Origin of the sequence: Glaciihabitans sp. INWT7, from assembly GCF_014217685.1 — a bacterium.
Classification (GTDB): Bacteria; Actinomycetota; Actinomycetes; order Actinomycetales; family Microbacteriaceae; genus Lacisediminihabitans.
In genome coordinates, this window is the sequence record NZ_CP043653.1 from 1,947,598 (window position 1) to 1,968,947 (window position 21,350).

General features: G+C 66.3%; 20 protein-coding genes and 1 pseudogene. 16 read left to right on the top strand and 5 right to left on the bottom strand.

Going from position 1 to position 21,350, the window contains the following annotated elements:
• Positions 1-46: 46 nt before the first annotated feature.
• Complete coding sequence (locus F1C58_RS09440; RefSeq protein ID WP_185200877.1) at positions 47-1,957, bottom strand: hypothetical protein; 1,911 nt, start codon at positions 1,955-1,957, stop codon at positions 47-49.
• 145 nt (positions 1,958-2,102) lie between these two features.
• Between F1C58_RS09440 and F1C58_RS09445 the strand changes: the two genes are divergently transcribed.
• Positions 2,103-3,572, top strand: coding sequence for an SDR family NAD(P)-dependent oxidoreductase (locus F1C58_RS09445; RefSeq protein WP_255461052.1), 1,470 nt, complete (start codon positions 2,103-2,105; stop codon positions 3,570-3,572).
• A 231-nt stretch (positions 3,573-3,803) separates the two neighbouring features.
• Here the strand turns inward: F1C58_RS09445 and F1C58_RS09450 are convergent, their stop codons facing one another.
• Positions 3,804-5,231: a helix-turn-helix domain-containing protein gene (locus F1C58_RS09450; RefSeq protein ID WP_370543642.1), complete on the bottom strand. Its 1,428-nt coding sequence runs from the start codon at positions 5,229-5,231 to the stop codon at positions 3,804-3,806.
• 167 nt (positions 5,232-5,398) lie between these two features.
• Between F1C58_RS09450 and aceA the strand changes: the two genes are divergently transcribed.
• The 10 genes and pseudogenes from aceA to F1C58_RS09495 all read left to right on the top strand — a co-directional run bounded on the left by aceA (position 5,399) and on the right by F1C58_RS09495 (position 13,991).
• Positions 5,399-6,688 (top strand): isocitrate lyase, encoded by a 1,290-nt coding sequence (aceA, locus tag F1C58_RS09455; protein WP_185200879.1) that lies wholly within the window; start codon positions 5,399-5,401, stop codon positions 6,686-6,688.
• Between the two features lie 70 nt (positions 6,689-6,758).
• Positions 6,759-8,393: a malate synthase A gene (aceB, locus tag F1C58_RS09460; protein ID WP_185200880.1), complete on the top strand. Its 1,635-nt coding sequence runs from the start codon at positions 6,759-6,761 to the stop codon at positions 8,391-8,393.
• 116 nt (positions 8,394-8,509) lie between these two features.
• Entirely contained in the window at positions 8,510-9,637 is a 1,128-nt protein-coding gene (locus F1C58_RS09465) for an alcohol dehydrogenase catalytic domain-containing protein (protein WP_185200881.1), read from the top strand.
• Positions 9,637-10,392, top strand: a complete 756-nt coding sequence (gene fabG / locus F1C58_RS09470; RefSeq protein WP_185200882.1) for a 3-oxoacyl-ACP reductase FabG — start codon at positions 9,637-9,639, stop codon at positions 10,390-10,392. Before F1C58_RS09465 ends, fabG begins: the two co-directional genes overlap by 1 nt.
• Positions 10,393-10,396: 4 nt before the next feature.
• Positions 10,397-10,885, top strand: a complete 489-nt coding sequence (locus F1C58_RS09475; protein ID WP_185200883.1) for a MaoC family dehydratase — start codon at positions 10,397-10,399, stop codon at positions 10,883-10,885.
• Entirely contained in the window at positions 10,882-11,280 is a 399-nt protein-coding gene (locus F1C58_RS09480) for a hypothetical protein (RefSeq protein ID WP_185200884.1), read from the top strand. The genes F1C58_RS09475 and F1C58_RS09480 overlap by 4 nt, the downstream gene beginning before the upstream one ends.
• A complete protein-coding gene (locus F1C58_RS09485; RefSeq protein WP_185200885.1) occupies positions 11,277-11,732 on the top strand; it encodes a thioesterase family protein in 456 nt (151 codons plus the stop codon). The genes F1C58_RS09480 and F1C58_RS09485 overlap by 4 nt, the downstream gene beginning before the upstream one ends.
• Positions 11,729-11,908, top strand: a pseudogene (locus F1C58_RS16975) (phosphotransferase family protein); the annotation flags it as partial. The gene F1C58_RS09485 and the pseudogene F1C58_RS16975, both read left to right, overlap by 4 nt.
• 95 nt (positions 11,909-12,003) lie before the next feature.
• Positions 12,004-12,789 carry a phosphotransferase family protein gene (locus tag F1C58_RS09490; RefSeq protein ID WP_255461053.1) on the top strand — a complete coding sequence of 262 codons (786 nt, stop codon included), beginning with the start codon at positions 12,004-12,006 and terminating at the stop codon, positions 12,787-12,789.
• Positions 12,789-13,991 carry an acyl-CoA dehydrogenase family protein gene (locus tag F1C58_RS09495; protein WP_185200886.1) on the top strand — a complete coding sequence of 401 codons (1,203 nt, stop codon included), beginning with the start codon at positions 12,789-12,791 and terminating at the stop codon, positions 13,989-13,991. Before F1C58_RS09490 ends, F1C58_RS09495 begins: the two co-directional genes overlap by 1 nt.
• A 46-nt stretch (positions 13,992-14,037) precedes the next feature.
• On the opposite strand, the gene F1C58_RS09500 is transcribed toward F1C58_RS09495, so the two are convergent.
• Positions 14,038-14,469: an Lrp/AsnC family transcriptional regulator gene (locus tag F1C58_RS09500; protein ID WP_185200887.1), complete on the bottom strand. Its 432-nt coding sequence runs from the start codon at positions 14,467-14,469 to the stop codon at positions 14,038-14,040.
• Between the two features lie 150 nt (positions 14,470-14,619).
• On the opposite strand from F1C58_RS09500, the gene F1C58_RS09505 reads away from it, so the two are divergent.
• Positions 14,620-15,624, top strand: coding sequence for an ornithine cyclodeaminase (locus tag F1C58_RS09505; RefSeq protein ID WP_370543643.1), 1,005 nt, complete (start codon positions 14,620-14,622; stop codon positions 15,622-15,624).
• Between the two features lie 5 nt (positions 15,625-15,629).
• Positions 15,630-16,565, top strand: a complete 936-nt coding sequence (gene ctlX, locus F1C58_RS09510; protein WP_219731959.1) for a citrulline utilization hydrolase CtlX — start codon at positions 15,630-15,632, stop codon at positions 16,563-16,565.
• Positions 16,566-16,714: 149 nt separating this feature from the next.
• Here ctlX and F1C58_RS09515 read toward each other — a convergent pair whose 3' ends face one another.
• Entirely contained in the window at positions 16,715-17,341 is a 627-nt protein-coding gene (locus F1C58_RS09515; protein ID WP_185200889.1) for a TetR/AcrR family transcriptional regulator, read from the bottom strand.
• A gap of 111 nt (positions 17,342-17,452) precedes the next feature.
• Between F1C58_RS09515 and F1C58_RS09520 the strand changes: the two genes are divergently transcribed.
• The 3 genes from F1C58_RS09520 (at position 17,453) to F1C58_RS09530 (ending at position 20,195) form a co-directional block, all read left to right on the top strand.
• Positions 17,453-18,976 (top strand): MFS transporter, encoded by a 1,524-nt coding sequence (locus F1C58_RS09520; protein ID WP_185200890.1) that lies wholly within the window; start codon positions 17,453-17,455, stop codon positions 18,974-18,976.
• Between the two features lie 262 nt (positions 18,977-19,238).
• Positions 19,239-19,385: a hypothetical protein gene (locus F1C58_RS09525; protein WP_185200891.1), complete on the top strand. Its 147-nt coding sequence runs from the start codon at positions 19,239-19,241 to the stop codon at positions 19,383-19,385.
• Between the two features lie 9 nt (positions 19,386-19,394).
• Entirely contained in the window at positions 19,395-20,195 is an 801-nt protein-coding gene (locus F1C58_RS09530; protein WP_185200892.1) for a hypothetical protein, read from the top strand.
• A gap of 134 nt (positions 20,196-20,329) precedes the next feature.
• Here F1C58_RS09530 and F1C58_RS09535 read toward each other — a convergent pair whose 3' ends face one another.
• Positions 20,330-21,229, bottom strand: coding sequence for an aminoglycoside phosphotransferase family protein (locus F1C58_RS09535; protein WP_185200893.1), 900 nt, complete (start codon positions 21,227-21,229; stop codon positions 20,330-20,332).
• Between the last annotated feature and the right edge of the window lie 121 nt (positions 21,230-21,350).

Here is a 21,350-nt window from a genome sequence, read left to right on the forward strand (position 1 = left end):
TGCCACATCCCCGGGCCGCCTGCCGCGACGCGGGCTGCCGGTGCGGTCAGTCCGGTGTTTGGGTGCGCGCCGCCAGAGTTCTCGGAATGCGGCCGAACCACGGAGCCGCGATCACCGCGACCGCGGCGATCAACGACCCGACGAGAACGAGCGGATGAACGCGGGCGGCAACGCTCATCCCCACGGCGAGGGCCAGTGCGATCGGAACGCGCACGATCAGCCCCCACACCCGGAGACGGGGAACCGCCGGGATGTCGTAGCGACTGCTGGCGAGCCGGGTCTCGAACAACTGCCAGAGCGCGCCATTGGCCCAGAGCAGCAGGGCCGCCGCTCCCGCCACGAGGGCGAAGAACGGCACCCAGGTGAGGGTGAACAGCCAACCCCAGATCCCCTCCCCGTCTTTAACCTGAAGCAACCACTTGAGTGCCGCCGTGACGACGGCAACCGGTCCGGTCGTGGTCAGCCTGAAGAGTTCGGCGAGAGTCGGCACGAAGAAGCAGAGGGCGGCGAGCAAAAGCACCAGCAGCCGATTCAGGCCGAGTTCCTTCACCGCCCTCACGTGTAGCCGATTCTGCTCCGTGCTGGCCGCCGCCAGGGGACGCTCGCCGCCATCCTGCGCCGGTTCACGGGTCTCGAGTCCCAGCACGATTCGGGCGAGCGGATCGATCACCTGCACGATGTTCGCGGAATAGGACTGGTGATCGGTGAGGGCGGAAGCGGTGTTGTGCACCGGATGCTCCTCCGGACCGAGTTCGGGTGACTCGGCGAGAGTCCCCCGCTCCCCCTCCGCCACCGGTGCGTAACTCGCGGTCCAGCGCGCGCGACGGGCTGCTCCTCCGGTGGAGGTCGGACCGGAGGGGATCACGTCCCAGGTCGCGAAGAAGTCAAGCCAGCGCGGGCGGCTGGTAGCCGGCATCCCGCCCCAGGCGCGCACCGGATTGAGGGAGAGGGAGAATCCGTGGGCTGCGAGTTCGGCGGGACTCAGCCGATGGGAGGTGAAGCTGGGGCGCCCGAGCAGGGAAAGGGCACTTCCGACAGTGACGAGTGTGTCCACCCGCAATGCCGGAGTGAGCATCGCATCCCCGAAGAGCAGGTTTGCGGTGATCGCCGCGCCCTCGGAATGAGCGACCACCATGACCCGGCCTTTCTCGCCAGCCCGTGCCCGTGCGGCGCCGACCGCAGTGGCCACGATCTGACGCATCGCGGCGGCCCGGGTCGGGCGCTGGGTCCAGGCCGGCACATCGCCGACGAAATCGACGAGGGCGTCCACCACCGGTTTGAGTGCCGTGCCGACGAAGGGAAACATCAACAGCGGCCCGGAGAGGGCGAGGAAGACCACCGCGACGATCGTGAGCACTCCTACCGCGAGGCTGAGCACCGCGATCGCCATCACGGCGACGACCCGACCGATCCCCCAGAATCCGCGGGAGGTCACCCAGAACACGGTGCTGAGGTAGGCCAGCAGGCGGCCGACCGCGCGAAAGACGAAGCCGAGGCCCCAGGTGAAGATCTGGGTGCGGGACAGGGGAAGGAAGGCCTCCGACCAGCGCGCCTCCGTGATGTGCAAAGCCACCGAACGCGGCGCCGCGTCGAGATCGAGATAGTGGATGCTTGCGGTCACCTCGTCGTGCGCCGTACCGAGCACGACCGCACCGAACTCCAGCGCGGTCGGTTCGCCGTCCGCGTCGTCGTCCTGGTGCGCCGTTCCGATCTCGGCGGGAGCCGTCGGCCGCAATCCTTCCCCCGGGGACTGCCGGGCCGCATCCTCGGCGACGGCCTGCGCGGAGGGGGTCGCGCCGTTCTCGGCCGGACTGCCCTTGGCGAGCCAGTCCATCCGCTGCAGTATCGGTTCGGCCCATTCGAGGAGGGTCTGCCCGGCGGTCTGGCGCCCGATCCCGTGTACGACCACCAGCTCGACGAGCGGTTCGGGCGGCGGGTCGGCCAGGGTGCGGGACATCTCGGATCCTCCCTCGGGCCGACTGCGCAGTGCCCGGAACGCCGCTCTGCCGATCACGGGTGACCACACAGTAGTACGGCGGCACCGGTGACGGCCAGACCCGGGGCCTGGCCCGGCGGCCGAAGCCGTTCGCTTAGAATCGTGTGTGCCTTCCGACCCCGCCGACAGCAGTGCCCTCGACCCGACCGAGCTCGAAATCACCCTCCGGGTGCTCGCGTCGATGGACACCCTCGATGAAGAACACCCGGACTTCATCGCCGTGCGCCAGGCCACGGCCCGCATGTTCAAGTCCGTGAAACGCAACCGGCGGCTCGAGAAACGTGCCGTCATCGCCGACGCCGACCGCGCCGTGGTGGCCAACACCGCCACGGGAGCGCCCGACCGCATCGATGACGAGACCCGCGGTATCCCCCTCTCCATCACGGCGACGGCGACAACCGCCGGAACCCTTCTCAAGTCGCGGCCGTGTTACATCTGCAAGCAGCATTACACGCAGGTCGACGCCTTCTACCACCAGCTCTGCCCCGACTGCGCCGCCCTCAACCACGCGAAACGCGATGCCCGCACCGACCTCACCGGCAAGACGGCACTGCTCACCGGGGGCCGCGCGAAGATCGGGATGTACATCGCCCTTCGGCTGTTGCGGGACGGCGCGCACACGACCATCACGACCCGTTTCCCCCGCGATGCCTTGCGCCGGTTCGCCTCGCTCCCGGATGCGAGCGAGTGGCTGCATCGCCTGCGGGTCGTCGGAATCGACCTTCGCGATCCGGCCCAGGTGATCGGACTCACGGACGCGATGATCGAGGCTGGGCCCCTCGACATCCTCGTCAACAACGCCGCACAGACCGTGCGGCGTTCCCCCGGTTCCTACGCGCCGCTGGCGGATGCCGAGAGCGCCCCGCTGCCCGACGGCCCGCTTCCCGAGCTGCTGACCTTCGGCCACACGAACGATGCCCATCCCCAGGCGCTGGCCGCCTCGGTCGGTTCGCACCCCATCCTCGCCAGCGCCGGAGGGCTCAGTGCCGCGGAGCTCACCGAGCTCGCCCTCGCCGCAGGCTCGTCATCGCTCGCCCGTCTGGCCGCCGGCACCGCGATCGACGCGGGTGGGTTGGTGCCCGACGAGCACGACCAGAACAGCTGGACGCAATTCGTGCACGAAGTGGACCCTCTCGAGATGCTCGAGGTGCAGCTCGCGAATGTCACTGCTCCGTTCCTGCTGGTCTCGCGTCTCCGCCCGGCCATGGCAGCATCGGCAGCCCACCGAAAGTACGTCGTCAACGTGTCGGCGATGGAGGGGCAGTTCGGTCGGGGCTACAAGGGTCCGGGGCATCCGCACACCAACATGGCCAAGGCCTCGCTCAACATGCTCACCCGCACCAGCGGGAAGGAGATGCTCGAGACCGACGGCATCCTCATGACCAGTGTCGACACTGGCTGGATCACCGACGAGCGCCCGCACTTCACCAAGATCCGGCTCGCGGAGGAGGGCTTCCACGCCCCTCTCGACCTCGTCGACGGCGCCGCTCGCGTCTACGACCCGATCGTGCGCGGCGAGGCCGGCGAAGATGTCTACGGCGTCTTTCTCAAGGACTACGCCCCCGCCGCCTGGTAGCTCCCGCGCACCCCCGTCTGGCCTTCATCATTCAGGAACTTCTGTCGCTGGCGGGGAGGATGCCACGCTCCGATGTCACATCGGACTCACGGGTGCCTCCAGTGCCACACCTTCCTGAATGAAGAGATCGACGCTCGACGCCGTCCACGTCTGCAGGGTCCTCCATTCCCGGTCCTTCCCGCGCGTTGAGGCGCCGGTTGGGCGGGCTCGGAAGGGTCGATCGGGCCCGGACTACGCCGGCGCGTGACGCTCCAGAAACTCGAACACCTCTGTGCTGTCCACCCCGGGAAACGCTCCGGTCGGCATCGCCGCGTGAAGTGACGAGTTGAGGCGCGCGCTCGGCCAGGAGTGCTTGTCCCACTTGGCCGCGAGGGTGCTCGGGGGTGTGCGGCAGCACGAAGGCTCTGGACAGGTCGAGGTGAAGCGATTCTCGGTATCCCTCCCCCGGAAGAACTTGGCCTGCGCGAACTGGGTACCCACACTCACCGAGAACTGCCCGCGAGGGGAGGATTGGATGCGCGACGTGCACCAGTAGGTGCCCGCGGGTTTGTCGGTGTACTGGTGATACGGGCTGAACCGGTCCGCGACATCGAATACGCGGCGAGCGCTCCAGAAACGGCACACGACCTGTCCCTCCACCGCGCCGAGAGCATCCGTCGGCAACGTGACGCTGTCGTTCTCGTAGGCCTTCGACACCGTGCCGCTCTCGTGCACCTTGAGGAAATGCACGGGGATGCCGAGATGCTGTGTCGAGAGGTTGGTGAAGCGGTGCGCGGCGGTCTCGTAACTCACCCCGAAGGCGTCCCGCAGGTCTTCGACCGAGAGCTCGCGGGCTGCCTTCGCGCGGCTGAGGAACTCGACGGCGCTCTGCTCCGGCACCAGCAACGCAGCCGCCAAATAATTGGTCTGCACGCGCTGGTCGAGAAAATCGGCGTAGTTGGTTGGCTCCTCGTGACCGAGCACATGGCTCGCGAGCGCCTGAAGCACCACCGATCGCGGATCGGAGTCCGGACTCGCCCCGAGCGGCACGTAGATGCGGCCGTTGTTGAGGTCGGTGACCGACCGGGTGGATCCCGGAAGGTCGGGCACATAGTGCAGGGTGAAGCCGAGGTGAGTGCCGAGGTCGGCGGCCACCCGTTGGGAGAGCGGGCCACCGGTGTGGCCCACCGCCGCGAGCAGGCCGCGCGCCACATCCTCCAGCTCGGCGAAGTAGTTGTTGCGACGCCGCATCGCCTTGCGCAATTCCGTGTTTGCTCGCCGCGCCTCTTCCGGGGTCGCCGCGCGCTCGCTGTGCACGCGCTCGAGTTCGCGATACAGGCCGAGGATCGCCTCGATCGCCTCGTCGCTCAGGGCCTTTCGCACGGCGAGCTGAGGCAGCCCGAGGGAGGCATAGAGGGGTCCGCGCTGGACGCGCTCGAGTGCGATCTCGAGTCCAGCTCGGCCGCTCGGCGGCTCAGAGTTCAACAACTGGTCGATCGGCACCTCGAGCGCACGGGCGAACCGTTGCAACTCGCCGAGTTTCAGTTCACGCTTGCCGTTCTCCACCACCGAGACCTGGGACGCCGCGCGCCCGATCGCGACTCCCATGTCGTCGAGCGTCATGTGGCGGGAAGTGCGCAGCTGCCGGATGCGGCGGCCGATCGTCAGCGAATCGAGCATGTCTTCATCCTCGAACGGGTCGAACGGCCGTGGTCCCATCGGCCAAGGATGACACGCGAGCTTCTTCCGGTAAATAGAAGAATCGCAGAAATTCTGGCATTCGGATGGGTTCGCGTTCGCTAAAACGACCGCATCGTGGGTTTTACGCAACCAACGAAGGAGCACCGATGACCAGCCGACCGGGTGACCAGAATCAGACCGCCGCCGAGCTCGAGACACAGTGGAAGACCGACGCACGCTGGAATGGAGTCGAGCGGGACTATACCGCCGAAGACGTGATCGCCCTGCGTGGCAGCGTGCAGGAGGAGCACACCCTCGCCCGGCGCGGCTCGGAGCGGCTCTGGGGTCTGCTCGATTCCGAAGAGTGGGTTCCGGCCCTCGGAGCCCTCACCGGCAATCAGGCCGTGCAGCAGGTGCGTGCCGGACTCAAGGCGATCTACCTCAGCGGCTGGCAGGTCGCGGCCGACGCGAACCTCTCCGGCCAGACCTACCCCGACCAGAGCCTCTACCCCGCGAACTCGGTGCCGAGCGTCGTGCGGCGCATCAACAACGCGCTGTTGCGTACGGACCAGATCGAGACCTCGGAGGGACGCACCGGCACCGACTGGCTCGCCCCGATCGTCGCGGATGCCGAGGCTGGCTTCGGCGGACCGCTCAACGCCTATGAGTTGATGACCTCCATGATCGCGGCCGGAGCCGCTGGCGTGCACTGGGAGGACCAGCTCGCCAGTGAGAAGAAGTGCGGGCATATGGGAGGCAAGGTGCTGATCCCCACCGGCCAGCACATCCGCACTCTCAATGCGGCCCGTCTCGCCGCCGACGTCGCGGGCGTGCCCACGATCGTCATCGCGCGCACCGACTCGCTCGCCGCGAACCTCGTGACCAGTGATGTCGACGAACGCGACCGCCCGTTCCTCGATGGCACGCGCACTCCGGAGGGCTTCTACGGCACCCGGCCCGGCATCGAGACCGTGCTCTCGCGAGGCCACGCCTACGCGCCATACGCCGATCTGCTCTGGGTCGAGTCCTCTGAGCCGGACCTGGCCCTCGCCCGCACTTTCGCCGAGAGCATCCACCGGGAGTTCCCCGGCAAGAAGCTCGCGTACAACTGCTCGCCGTCGTTCAACTGGAAGAGCCACCTCGACGATGCCCAGATCGCGACCTTCCAGCGGGAGCTGGCCGCAATGGGCTATGCCTTCCAGTTCATCACGCTAGCCGGGTTCCACGCCCTCAACCATTCGATGTACACGCTCGCCCGCGACTACAGCCGGCGGCACATGAGCGCCTACGTCGAGCTGCAGGAGGCCGAATTCGCCTCCGAGGCCGACGGGTACACCGCAACAAAGCACCAGCGCGAGGTCGGTACCGGCTACTTCGACAGGATCTCGACAGTGCTGAACCCCGACAGCGCGACCCTGGCGCTGGTCGGCTCGACCGAATCCGCACAGTTTCACTAGACCGCAGTTCCACCAGACCGCAGTTCCACCAGACCGAAGTGTCACTCACCAGCAGGGAAAGGCCATCATCATGACAACGCACAACCGCATGACCGTGCTCGGCAGCCCGGAACCCGGCTTCGAGACAATCCTCTCCCCGGAGGCGCTCACCTTCGTCACCCGCCTGCACGACCAGTTCACCGGCCGCCGCCAGGAACGGCTCACCGCGCGAATGGTGCAGCGCAAGAACATCGAGAACGGGCGCAATCTCGGCTTCCTCTCCGAGACCGCCGCGATCCGGGCGGACTCCGGATGGCGTGTGGCCGGTGCCGGGCCCGGGCTCGAAGACCGCCGGGTCGAGATCACCGGCCCCACCGACCGCAAGATGACGGTGAACGCGCTCAACTCCGGCGCGAAGGTGTGGCTCGCCGATCTGGAGGATGCGACGAGCCCCACTTGGTCGAACATCATCGGCGGGCAGCTTTCGCTCTACGACGCCATTCGTCACCAGGCGGACTTCACCAGTGAGGCAGGCAAGCACTACACGGTCGGCGAGGTCACCCCGACGATCGTCATGCGTCCCCGCGGCTGGCACCTGGTGGAGAAGCACCTGAGGTACACCGACCGGGCGGGCCTCGGCAAGGCGGCATCCGCCTCGCTGGTCGACTTCGGGCTGTACCTCTTCCACAATGCGGCAGCCCTCATCGCCGACGGACGCGGGGCGTACTTCTACCTGCCGAAAATCGAGAACCACTTGGAAGCGCGCCTGTGGGACGACATCTTCACCTTCTCGGAGATCGCCCTCGGCCTCGAGCACGGCTCGATCCGCGCGACTGTGCTCATCGAGACGATCACCGCCGCGTTCGAGATGGACGAGATCCTGTTCGAGTTGAAGGAGCACTGCGCCGGCCTCAACGCCGGTCGCTGGGACTACATCTTCAGCCTGATCAAGAACTTCCGTGGTCGCGGCCGCCAGTTCGTGCTCCCGGATCGGAACCGCATCACGATGACCTCGCCGATGATGCGCAACTACACCGAACTGCTGGTGGCCACCTGCCATCGTCGGGGAGCTCATGCCATCGGCGGCATGAGCGCGTTCATCCCGAATCGTCGGGACCCCGAGATCACCGCGCAGGCGATCACCAAGGTTCACGACGACAAGCGACGCGAGGCGACCGACGGTTTCGACGGCACCTGGGTGGCGCATCCGGACCTCGTCGCAAGCGCACGTGAGGAGTTCGACGCGGTGCTCGGTGAGCGCCCCAACCAGGTCGACCGTCTGCGTCCGGAGGTGGATGTCTGCGCAGCCGACCTCCTCGACGTGGGGTCCTTCGACCAGACGGTCACCACCGAGGGGGTCCGTCGCAACGTGTCCGTGGCGCTGAGGTACATCGAGAGCTGGTTGCGCGGAGTCGGCGCGGCCGCCATCGACAATCTCATGGAGGACGCCGCGACGGCGGAGATCTCCCGGTCGCAGCTCTGGCAGTGGATCGCCCAGCGCACCGTCACCGAGCAGGGTGACCTGGTCACGCGCGAGCTCGTGGAGGGGATGCTGCAGAGCGAGCTCGTCGGCAGCCGGCGGTCGACGGATGATCGTTTCGACGATGCCGCAGCGGTCGTGCGCCTCGTCACCCTGCAGGACGACTTCCCGACCTTCCTCACCATCCCGGCCTACACCCACTACCTCGTGGATACCGTGGCGGAGCGGGAGACGGTCGCCGCCTGAGGGTTGCCCGCGCACCCTCGCCGGTCGGTGCCCGCTACTCGACCAGCGGGCATCCGGGTAGACTCCATACCGTCCGGTCGGTTTTGCGATCGGGGTCGGTACTACAGAAGGCATCAATGGAGATCGTCGGCGCGGTACTCGAGCGCAGCGGGGCGGAGCCGCCATTCGCGGCATCCGCTCCCCTGTCGATCAGCCGGCTCGAACTGGATGCCCCCAGGCCCGGAGAGCTTCTCGTGCGCATCGAAGTGGCCGGGGTCTGCCACTCGGACCTCTCCGTCGTCGATGGCAATCGAAAGCGCCCCACCCCCATGCTCCTCGGCCACGAGGCGGCCGGCATCGTCGAAGCACTGGGAGACGAGACCAGCGACCTGGCCATCGGCGACCGCGTGGTGATGACCTTCCTTCCCCGCTGCGGCGCGTGCGCGGGATGCGCCACCGGCGGGCGCCTTCCCTGCGAAATCGGCAGCGCAGCCAACAGTGCCGGCACCCTGGTCGGCGGAGCGATTCGGCTGCAGCGGCAGGGGCATCCGGTGTTCCACCACCTCGGGGTGTCCGCCTTCGCGAGCCACGCCGTCGTCAACCGAACCTCCGTTGTGCGGGTGGACCCGGACATCCCGGCGGATGTCGCGGCGCTGCTCGGTTGCGCCGTGCTCACCGGTGGCGGCGCGGTGCTCAACTCCGCCCGGCCGCAGCCGGGTGAAACGGTGATGGTGGTGGGGCTCGGCGGTGTCGGCATGGCCGCCGTGCTCGTGGCACTCTCGCTCGGACACCACGTGATCGGGGTCGACGGCGTCGAACAGAAGCTGGCGACCGCCCGGGACTTCGGCGTGACCGAGACCTACACTCCGCAGCAGTTGCTCGACGCGGGAGTGCGAGCCCCCGTGGTGATCGAAGCCGCCGGCAACGCTCGCGCCTTCGAGACCGCGCTCGCGGCGACGGCCGCCGGTGGTCGCACCGTCACCGTCGGGCTGCCCGCACCGGAGGCGCGGGCATCCATCTCTCCCCTACTGCTCACCGCCGAAGCGCGCACCATCATCGGCAGCTACCTCGGCTCCGCGGTGCCGTCCCGCGACATCCCGCTGTTCGCCCAGCTCTGGCGCGAGGGTCGGCTGCCCGTGGAGAAGTTGATCTCCAGCCGCATCCGCCTCGACCAGTTGAACGAGGCGATGGATGCCCTCGCCGAGGGCCGCGCGTTGCGCCAGTTGATCGTGTTCCCGCCAGAAGCACCCACGAAGGAGAACTGATGACCGAGCAGCGCACCGCCATCGTCACGGGAGGCGCCCGGGGAATCGGGGCCGCCATCTCGAAACGTCTCGCCTCGGATGGCTATGCCGTGGCCGTGATCGATCTTCGCGAAGAAGACACGACACCCACCGTCGACACGATCGTCGCGGCGGGTGGGCGCGCCATCGGCATCGGAGCGGATGTCTCGGATGCCCCGGCGGTCGCCACAGCCGTCGCGCGAACTGTCGACGAACTCGGGGCTCCCACGATCCTCGTCAACAACGCCGGCATCCTGCGCGACAACCTGCTGTTCAAGATGTCCGAGGGCGACTGGGATGCCGTGATGGGCGTGCACCTTCGCGGGGCCTTCCTGATGAGCCGCGAGGTGCAGAAGCATCAGGTGGAGGCGAAGTGGGGGCGGATCGTCAATCTCTCGAGCACCTCCGCTCTCGGCAACCGCGGGCAGGCCAACTACTCCGCGGCCAAGGCCGGCCTGCAGGGTTTCACCAAGACGCTCGCGATCGAACTCGGACCTTTCGGTGTGACCGCGAACGCCATCGCACCGGGCTTCATCGCCACCGACATGTTGCGCGCGACCGCCGAGCGCATGGGGGTCACCTTCGACGCCTTCCTCGAGGGTGCCGCGAAGGAGATCCCCGTTCGGCGGGTCGGGCAGCCGGAGGACATCGCCGCCCTGGCATCCTTCTTCTGCTCCGAAGAGGCGGGGTTCGTCTCCGGTCAGGTCGTCTATGTCTCCGGCGGACCGAAGGCCTGAGCCGATGACCGCCTTTGCCAACCCCGCCGCTCTGCTGACTGCCGTGGGAGCCGAGCTCGGCACCACAGAGTGGCTCGAGATCGACCAGCACCGCATCGATGGCTTCGCGGCCGCGACGGGCGACGAGCAGTGGATCCACGTCGATCCGCAACGAGCTGCCGCCGGGCCCTTCGGCGGCACCATCGCCCACGGGTACCTCAGCCTGTCCCTTCTCGCCCCGTTCACCGCGCAGTTGCTCGAGGTGGGTTCCGTGGCGATGGCCATCAATTACGGCCTCGACCGGGTGCGGTTTCTGCAGCCGGTGCGGAGCGGATCGCGGCTGCGGGCACGCGGATCGATCACCAGCGCCGAGGCTGTGGGGCTCGGAGTGCGGGTGGGTGTGAAGATGACTGTAGAGATCGACGGCGAATCGAAGCCCGCACTTGTTGCGGACACCATCGTGCTTTTCGCCGCCGAGCCGCATCCCACACCCCCAGCAGAGGAGCCCTCATGACCGAGGAAAAGGCCCTGACCGAGAAGTCCCTCATCGAGCTCTGGACGAAGGCGCGACTGCACCTCATCGTGTCGCAGTTCGCCCCGACTTTCCTGCTCATCGTCACGATCGGCCTGCTCGACGCCGGCCTGACCACGGCGCCGGCCAGCGTGCGGCTCGGGGCCGCGGGAATCCTGCTCGCCTCGGGCATCCTTGGCGCGCTCGCTCAGATCTCGGTTGCGGGTGAGGCGGCCGCGATCATCGACGATCTCGACGCGATCGTCGCTCCCTCGGCCGTGGCGCAGCGCATCATCGCCTCCCGCCGCTGGCTGCTCGTGCCGAAGTTCGTGACGCCCGCGATCTTCGTGCTCGTGTACATCGCGCTGCTCGTCGCCCTGTTCCTGACGAGCAGATGACTAAGACACCAGCACCGACAGAGACTCCGGTGCCGGAGGGCTTCGGCTACAGTCGCGTCTTCGGCACGCGCTGGAACGACAACGACGTCTACGGTCACCTGAACAACACGACCCACTATGCCGCGATGGACACCACCATCACCAGCTGGCTGATCGGGATCGCCGGACTCCGCACGGACGCGGATGACGCGATGGCCGTGGTGGTCTCCTCCTCCTGCACCTACCTCGCGTCGGTGTCGTTCCCGGAGGGACTCGTGGTGGGCCTCCGCGCCGGGCGCCTCGGCACGACGAGTGTGACCTGGGAGCTCGGCCTGCACGCCGAGAGTTCCGGGGCGCTGGTGGCAACCGGGCAGTTCGTGCATGTCTTCGTCGACCCCGTCGGCCAGAGACCGGTGCCGATCCCGCGGCTCGTTCGAGACGCGATCGAGTCCCAGTTGGTGATGGCGGGATGAGCCGCGAACCACGGGGGCTCGCGACGTCGGTGCTCGAGGAGTGGCTGAGGGCTGAGCATCCGGAACTCGTCGCGCAATCCCAGCTCGACGCGACGCTGATCACGGGCGGTCGCAGCAACCTCACCTACCGGGTGCTCGGTGGGGCGACGCCCCTGGTGCTTCGGCGTCCACCGCTCGGGCACGTGCTGGCGAGCGCTCACGACATGGGCCGGGAATTCCGGGTGATCTCTGCGCTCGGCGGAAGCACGGTGCCCGTGCCGCAGGCCCTGTTGTGCGGGATGACACCGACGGCACCGCCGGAGTTGGTACCCCCTTCTACCTCATGGGCTTCGTCGACGGCCAGGTGCTCTCGTCCCCCGCCGCGAACGCCCCCTTCAGCCCGAGCCAACTGCGGACACTGAGCCTCGACCTGGTCGAAACCCTTGCCGAACTGCACTCGATCGACCCGGCTGGTGTCGGACTCGACGACTTCGGCCGGGCATCCGGCTACCTCGATCGCCAGGTGCGCCGCTGGGGTGAGCAGTATGACAAGTCCCGCAGCCGCCCGTTGCCGGAGCTCGACGCGTTGCAGGCAGCCCTGCGTGAGAGGGTGCCATCGACGATCGGCTCCTCGCTCGTGCACGGCGACTTCCGCCTCGACAATGCGATAGTGCAGGTGGATTCCGGTCGACGGCCCCGCATCGCGGCGATCCTCGACTGGGAGATGGCGACCATCGGGGATTCGTTCACCGACCTCGGACTGCTCGGTCTCTACTGGGACATCAGCAGCATCAGCGAGCAGGCGGCGGCCGTTGCGGCGAGCGCGGTCGATCCGGCCGCGGGATACCCGAGCTTCGCCGAACTGCTCGACGCCTACGCCGCAGCGCGGGGAACCGCGGTGCCCGAGCTCTCCTGGTACCTCGCGTTCGCCGCCTACAAGCTCGCCATCATCCTGGAGGGCATCCACCTGCGGTTCCAGGCCGGCGAGACGGTCGGCCCCGGCTTCGACACCATCGGCGCTCTCGTCGCCCCACTCGCCAGGGCCGGTCTGCGCTCGCTGGCCGAAAGGACCCGCTGATGGACTTCGCCCCCGACGCCACGACGGTCGACCTCGTCGAGCGGATGAATGCCTTCCTCGCCGAGTGCGTCTACCCCGCAGAGACCGTGCTCGAGGCCCAGGTCGCCGAGACCCCGGATGACTGGAGCCTGCGTCCCATCGTGCGGGAGCTGCAGGCGGAGGCCCGTTTGCGCGGCCTCTGGAACCTCTTCCTTCCCTCCGAGGGCCTGACGAACCTGCAGTATGCGGCCGTCGCGGAGCTCACCGGGCGCAGTCCGAAGCTGGCCCCCGTCGCGCTCAACTGCGCCGCGCCGGACACCGGAAACATGGAGGTGCTGGCGGAGTTCGGAACCCCGGCGCAGAAGGAACGCTGGCTGGCGCCGCTGCTGGAGGGCCGCATCCGCTCATCGTTCTGCATGACGGAGCCGGAGGTCGCCTCTTCGGATGCCACGAACATCGCGACGAGCATCCGTCGCGATGGGCACGACTATGTGATCGACGGGCGAAAGTGGTGGTCGACCGGGGCGATGAACCCCGAGGCCGAGATCTTCATCGTGATGGGACGCACCGCGGCGTCGGATTCGGACGCTCCCCGTCACCGCCAGCAGAGCATGATCCTCGTGCTACGCGACACCCCGGGGGTCACGATCGTGCGTCCCCTCACGGTCTTCGGGTATGACGACCGGGACCACGGCGGCCACGCCGAGGTGCTCTTCGAGGGAGTGCGGGTGCCCGAGAGCAACCTCATCGCCGGGGAGGGCGACGGATTCGCAATCGCCCAAGCGCGGCTCGGGCCTGGACGCATCCATCACTGCATGAGGCTGCTCGGCATGGCGGAGCGCACGATGGATCTCATGCGCGAGCGAGCACAGACTCGCGTCGCCTTCGGGAGGCCCCTCGCCGAGCAGGGCGTGGTGCGCGAATGGCTGGCCGAGAGCCGCATCTCGATCGAATCGCTGCGGCTGCTGGTGCTGAAGACCGCGTGGCTCATGGACACGGTGGGCAACGCCGGGGCGATGACCGAGATCCAGGCGATCAAGATCGCCGTGCCGCGGGCGGTGCAGCAGATCCTCGACCGCGCCATCCAGTTGCACGGCGGCGGCGGGCTCACGGCCGACGACCCGATCGCCGAGATGTACGCCGCAGCGCGCGCGCTGCGTCTGGCCGACGGTCCGGACGAAGTGCACCTGTCTTCCCTCGGCAAGGCGGAATTGCGCCGCTGACGCCGGAGCTGCCGGAAGGCTGACCCGCCAGCGCAGGACAGTGCCGCTAGCGCAGAACCGAACTGAGCAGCAGGCTGGTCTCGCTGTTGACCACGCCCTCGATCGCGCGGATCTGCCCGAGGGTGCGATCGAAATCCGTGAGGGTCTCTGTGCGCAGTTCGGCCACGAGGTCCCAGCCGCCATTCGTGGTGTGGAGCGCACTGATCTCGGGCAGGCCACGCAGCTGGCGGATCACGTGGTCGGTGGTGCGACCCTCCACCTCGATGAAGGCGATCGCATGGATGGTGAGGGGGTCGAGCTCATCCCTCACCCGCACCGTGAACCCCACAACGGTTCCGGATGACACGAGCCGCTCGAGCCGACTGCTGATCGTGGCTCGGGCGACCCCCAGCGTGCGCGCAAGGAACGCGACGGATGCCCTGCCGTCCTCGCGCAGGGCGGAGAGCAGATTGCGGTCGAGGTCGTCCAGAGCAGGCATGAACACAAAGTACTACACCGTGTAACAGATTGCTCATCCACAGTCTAAAAGAACAGCTTTTTGATCATTCTCTGTGCATATCGTCGGAAACTAGGCTTGCTGTCTAGTGAAGTGGAGACGCCCGTGACGCGTTTTGTGGATGTTCGAAACATGGTGCGATGGGCCACCACGACCGGACCAGAGGCCATCATCGGCGGCATGATCGGGTACCTTCGCGACGACTTCCGTCGCTGGGAGAGCTTCGACAAGACGGCTCGAGTGGCCAGTCACACCCCCCTCGGCGTGATCGAGTTGATGCCGACCAGCGACCTCGAGACCTACGCCTTCAAGTACGTCAATGGCCACCCCTCCAACCCCGCCCGGGGATTCCAGACCGTGACCGCGTTCGGGGTGCTGGCCGACGTGCACAACGGCTACCCGACGCTGCTCGCCGAGATGACCCTTCTCACCGCCCTGCGCACGGCCGCGACCTCCGCGATGGTCGCAAAAGAACTCGCCCGCCCGGATTCCACCGCCATGGCGATGATCGGCGCCGGCAGCCAGGCCGAGTTCCAGGCCCTCGGATTCCGGGCCGCGCTCGGAATCGACAAACTGCGCGTGTGGGACACCGATCCCGACGCCGTGGAGAAATTCGTGCGCAATCTCGCCCCCCTCGGATTCGACATCACGGTCGCCGCGAGCGCCGCGGATGCCGTGGCCGGGGCCGACATCATCACCACCTGCACCGCAGACAAGGCCCTCGCGACAGTGCTGACGAGCGACCTCGTCGTTGCAGGCGTTCACATCAACGCGATCGGCGGCGACTGCCCCGGCAAGACAGAACTCGAGGCGGCGATCCTCGACCGGGCATCCGTCTTCGTCGAATACCCGCCCCAGACGCGGGTCGAGGGTGAGATCCAGCAGATGGCACCCGACTTCCCCGTCACGGAACTGTGGAAGGTCATCGTCGGCAGCGCTGCCGGGCGCACCTCGGCCGAGCAGATCACGCTCTTCGACTCCGTCGGCTTCGCTATCGAGGACTTCTCCGCCCTTCGTTACCTGCGTGATTCGGTGGCGGACACCGACTTCTTCGACGAGATCGACCTCGTCGCGTCTCCGGAGAACCCCAAGGATCTCTTCGGCATGATCGGCGCGCTCTCCCCCGTCGGCGGCTGAGCCCGGTGTCGATCCAGGCGCCTTCGGCGGTCGTACTGGTGCGACCGCACCATTTTCGCCCCAACCCCCTCACCGCCGACGACAACGTGTTCCAGGTGATCGGAGCCGAGACCGAGTCGGTCCGCATCGCCGCGGCCGCCTACGACGAGGTGACGCGTGCGGCTGCGGCTCTCGAGGCTGCCGGCATCCGGGTTCACCTCTTCGACGACGAGAGTGCGGATCGGCCCGACAGCGTCTTCCCCAATAACTGGATGTCCACCCATCCGGGCGGTCACGTCGCCATCTACCCGATGTACGCGGTGAACCGTCGCGGCGAGCGCCGGTGGGATGTGATCGACATGCTGAAGAGCGACTACCGGGTCCAGGATGTCATCGACTATTCCGGTCTCGAACTCGATGACGTTTTCCTCGAGGGCACCGGCGCCATCGTGCTCGACCACGTGTCGCGCATCGCCTACGTCGCCCGCTCGCACCGCGCCGATCCGATCGCTCTCGAGAGGTTCTGCACCAACTTCGGATACGAGCCGATGGTGTTCGATGCGGTCGACCCGAGTGGGGTGCCGATCTATCACACCAACGTGATGATGGGGATCGCCACCGATTTCGCCCTCGTGGGTCTCGACCTGATCCACTCCCCCGCGCGCCGCGCGCAGGTGGTCGACCGGCTGACCGCCCACGGACGCACCATCATCGATCTCGAGTTCGACCAGGTCTGCGACTTCGCCGGCAACGCGATCGAACTGCACGCCCCGGGAGGCCGCATCCTCGCCCTGTCGCGGCGTGCCGCCGAGACGCTGCGACCCGACCAGCTCGCGATCATCGAACGGTCCTGCACGCTGATGCCCCTCGACATCCCGACCATCGAACTCGCGGGAGGCTCGGTGCGGTGCATGATCGCGGGAATCCACCTCGACCGGCGTCCAGAGGTCGTCGCGGCCTGAGTCGTCGCGGCCTGAGTCGTCTCAGCCCGAATCGTCTCAGCCTGAATCGTCTCAGCCTGAATCGTCGCAGCCTGGCGGCGTGCTCGGGGCGACCCGAGAACGTGCAAGTCGTAGGAGGTCGCGCTCGAACGTCTCTCTCCGCTGCGAAGCTACGGACGAAGTCCGACGGCCGGTAGCAGCAGGCCATCGATGACGGATATGAGAAACGCGCGGTCAACCGTCTTGCGCTGGATCATCGAACGGTACATCGCCATCGACGTGACAAGGAGTGACAACGTGTCCACGTTGCTGTGGACGGGGATTTCCCCCCGGTCGATCGCCCGCTGAAGGAAGATCCTGCTGATCGCCGCGCGGGGCTCGACGATTGCGGTCTGCACCGCGTCTGCCAGCCCCGGGTCATGGGTGATCATCGACATCAACCCCGCCATGACATGAAGTTTGCGGTCACCGTCCTCGATCGCGTGGGGCTTTATGTTGGCGACAAGATCGCCCCGGAGCGTGCCGGTGTCGGGAAGATTGGTGATGTCGATGTCGGCGTTCTTCATGCACGCAACGGCATCGATGACGAGTTCTGCCTTGGAGGCCCAGCGGCGGTACACAGTCGCCTTGCCTGCTTTGGCGCGAGCCGCCACCATGTCGATGGTCATGCGGTCATAGCCCGTTTCAGCGAGCACATCCAATGCAGCGGTGAGAATTTCCGGGTCGCGGGTGTGATCGCGCTTTCGTCCCAGCTTCGGCGAATCGGCGTCACGCGGCGCGAGTTCGATCTGACTCATTGCGGCGTACTCCTTGCTCGACAGCGCCACCCGGGTGGTGAAATGTTTCGTGCAAGCAAATTCTAGACCAACAGAATCCGGAACTGTAAAGTTTCGGATATAGTCAGTCTCATGTCTGATGAATCCCCTGCTTCGCCTGTCGCCCCCTCTGGCCCCGCTGTCGTATCGCGGCGACGGTGGTTGACGCTCGGCGTCGTCGCCCTTGCCCAGCTCATGGTCGTGCTCGACTCGACCGTCGTCAACATTGCCCTGCCTGCGGCCCAGGCCGACCTCGGCTTCTCCAACGGAGACCGCCAATGGGTCGTCACCGCCTACTCTCTCGCCTTCGGCAGCTTGCTGCTCCTTGGCGGCCGACTATCCGACCTGATCGGGCGCAAGCGCACCTTCATCATCGGTCTCATCGGTTTCGCTCTGGCATCCGCGCTCGGAGGTGCTGCTGATAGTTTCGGCATGCTCGTCGGTGCTCGCGCACTCCAGGGTGTATTCGGCGCGATGCTCGCGCCCACTGCTCTAGCAGTGTTGACGACGACATTCACGGTGCCGAAAGAACGCGCTCGCGCTTTCGGTGTCTTCGGAGCGATCGCTGGAGCGGGAGGGGCGGTAGGCCTTCTCCTCGGCGGCTACCTCACCCAATACTTCGACTGGCGCTGGAACCTGTACATCAACGTGTTCATCGCGCTGCTCGCCATTATCGGTGCGGCGATCTACGTAGACCACGGAGTTCGAACGAGCCCCCGTCCGAAGCTCGACATTCCCGGAACCATTCTCGTCTCTGGTGCGCTTTTCAGCCTCGTCTATGGGTTTTCCCATGCGGAAACCGATGGGTGGGACTCCCCCCTCACCTGGGGCATGCTGGCCGCAGCTGTCGGGCTGCTGATCGCGTTCGTACTCTGGCAGCGGCGCGCCGCCCACCCACTCCTGCCTCTTTCGATCGTGCTCGACCGCAACCGCGGTGCCGCTTACAGCTCCGTTCTCATCGCCGGAATCGGGATGTTCGGCGTCTTCCTCTTCGTGACGTACTACCTGCAGAAGACCCTCAACTACACCCCCGTGCAGGCCGGCCTATCGTTCCTGCCGATGATCGCCATGCTCATCCTTGCTGCCCAGCTCGGCACGAACCTCTTCGTTCCCCGATTCGGACCGAAAATCATGGTGCCGTTCGGTATGACACTGGGTGTCGTCGCGATGGTGATGCTCACCCGCTTGGATCTTCAGAGCGCATATGCGTCCGAGGTCTTGCCTCCGCTGATGATCATGGGATTTGCGATGGGATCGATCATGCCCGCATCGATGCAGACCGCGACGCTCGGAGTCGACCGCAAGTTCGCCGGCGTGGCATCGGCAATGGTGAACACCAGTCAGCAAGTCGGAGGATCGATCGGGACAGCGCTGCTCAACACCCTCGCAGCCGCGACCGCGACAAGCTACCTCGCTTCTCATGTGCCCACCACGGCGCGGGTCGCGGCCGAAGCAGCCGTGCACAGCTACGCCACCGCCTATTGGGCGGGCGCAGCATTCTTCGCTTTCGGCGCACTGCTCTCAGCGCTCCTGTTCCGTCGCCGCGGCGACGGAATCTCACTCACCAACCCGAACGGCACAGCAATAGCCGACCGTGAGCCGGTCACGGCTCACTAGCCGAACGCAACCTGGAAACTGGCACCGCCTCCCCGACGAGGGCAGCGGTCCCAGTCGTTCGTTCGCACCGATTGCAACACACCGCGAGTGTGACGGCGAACAGCAGGGTTGGCTACGCGGTTGATGAATTCTGGCTGACGCTTGCTCCCCCCACGCCGTAAAGGGCTACCCAGTGCGGCCTGCTTGCGAGCTCAGGGCAGTTCCGGCGCGTCAGGTCGAGTTGCGAGGCAGCCCCGATCGGGCAGGTCGCTAGTCTCAGAGGATGATTCAGTTCAGCTTTCTCGTGGTTCTCTATTTCATCGTCATAGCGGCCGCAGTCATCGTGCTGTTTTGGCTCGCAATCACGGCGATACGCGCCCTCAACGTGTACATCCGCAAAAATCGTCTGCCGTCGATCGACCAGCACTAGGTCTCTCGGTTGAAAACGGTATCGATCGCCGCACGATATGTGGCTGCATCCGCCCTGATCGCGGCCTCCATCCTGGTCTGCTGCTACCTGACGATAATGGCCACCTTCGTGGTGGGTAGCTCCCTTTCCGCGCCGGACACCACGGAAGCCTGGGTACGTGAGATCGCGCTCTCTGCCGACTTGATAGCGCAGGGCGCTCTGTGGTCGTTTGTCGGGCTGGCGGTGACCATGGCTTGTGCGCTCGTTGGGGTCCGATGGCGTAAGAGCCGCTGGATGTGGGTGGGTATCGCCTGCAGCGCGCTCTTTGCCTGCACGTTGCTCCTCGTAACAATCTCCGGGCCTTATCGGCTCGATCGCCTCGTCGAGCGAGCGACCGCCGCAATCGAAAACGGTCCCGCGGTGGAACCGGCACCTCCGAGGCAGACGCCGCCGCCCCAGTTCACCGCACAGTACGTCCGGTCGGCGATCCAGCAGATGGCAGCGGTGTCACAGAGGGCCGCAGTGGGACCAGTCACCGATATGAACGGTGCCATCATAAATTTCGCCGGCATAGTGCCGATGGCGGTTGCCTGCGAAGATTCCGGTTCTCAAGGAAATGTCCAACTCGACTTTCGCACCGGAAACAACGCTCGATCACGTGATCAGATTCTTGCGGCCTGGGACTCCGCGGGCTACGCGCCCGACCGAGCTATCCAAGAAGACCTTCGGTACAGCGCCACTCTTCCGATCGCTCGTATGACCATTCGAGACTCGACCACCATCGATGGACTCATCCACATGAACATCGTCGGCCAGTGCGCCACCCCATAACATCGCACCTGACTTCGGGGGCGAATACGCCGTCTCACTTTCCCGAGTAGAACAGTATTCGCTCGATGGGATAGACAATGTCGGGCGCGGTCAGGGTCGGTGGATCTGGCGCCTGAGCTGAGAGATGAATTCTCCTAGAACTCTTGGCCGGCGAGCATGCGCTCCAAGGTGTTCCGCCCCAGCGCGCTCATCCCGGGGTTCGTCCTCCGGTAGTACCACACCAAGCCCATCGCCTGTTGGAACGCCCACGCGGCTCCCCGTCGCCACTCGAGGTCGTCGCATGACAGTTCGCTGCGGAATAGCGCTCGCCTGTCCTCGTCGAGCATGTGCCACGCGGCCACAAGGTCAAGTGACGGGTCAGCAGCAGCGAACCCTCCGCCATCTAAGAGCCCCATGAGTCGATCACCGTGAACAAGGAGATTGCCCGGTGTCAGATCACCGTGCGTCATCAGTTCACGGTGGTATTCAGGCAAGTTGCGGAATTCGGCCCAAAGACCGCGGAGCTCTTCGACGGGAAGGAGCCCATCGCTTTCTGTGAAGCAGACTTGCATCCAGTCGTCGGAGCCCCCGAGATCGCCGCCGCGGCCCGAGCCTGCGAAGTGGCCTCCTCTGGTGTCAGCGGCGCGAAGTGCGTTGACGAGCTCGGCCAGGTCCCGGGCGAAGCGATCAGAGCGCGCTAGCCCGTTGGGCGTTGCAACTACTCCCGGCAGCCACGTCTGCACGGACCATGGCATTGGGTACCCGTGACCGGGAGTTCCCAGGGCAACGGGCACAGGAGTCGGCACCGGACAGCATGCGACCAACTCGCGCATTGCGACAGTTTCCTGGGCGAGCACTGCTCCCCTGTCGGCGATATCTGCGGGACGCAGCGGGAATCGCGCCGCAAGACCAGTGCCGATTCTAAAAACGGCATTCACTGTTCCCTCTGCCTCGACGCGTTGGACGCGCTCCCGACGCCATTCGGGAAATTGGTCAGTGATCAGTTGAGCGGCGATGTGCTCGTCAATGAGCAATTCATCGTCGTGCATCGCCATTCACCACACGCTAGCGCGTGCCGCGCGTTGTGCCGGTTAGCATCCCGCTGAGGGTCCCGCACGGGAGACCTGACCAGTCCTCGACGAGGTGCGAAGCGCTGACCCCGGCGATGATGACCAG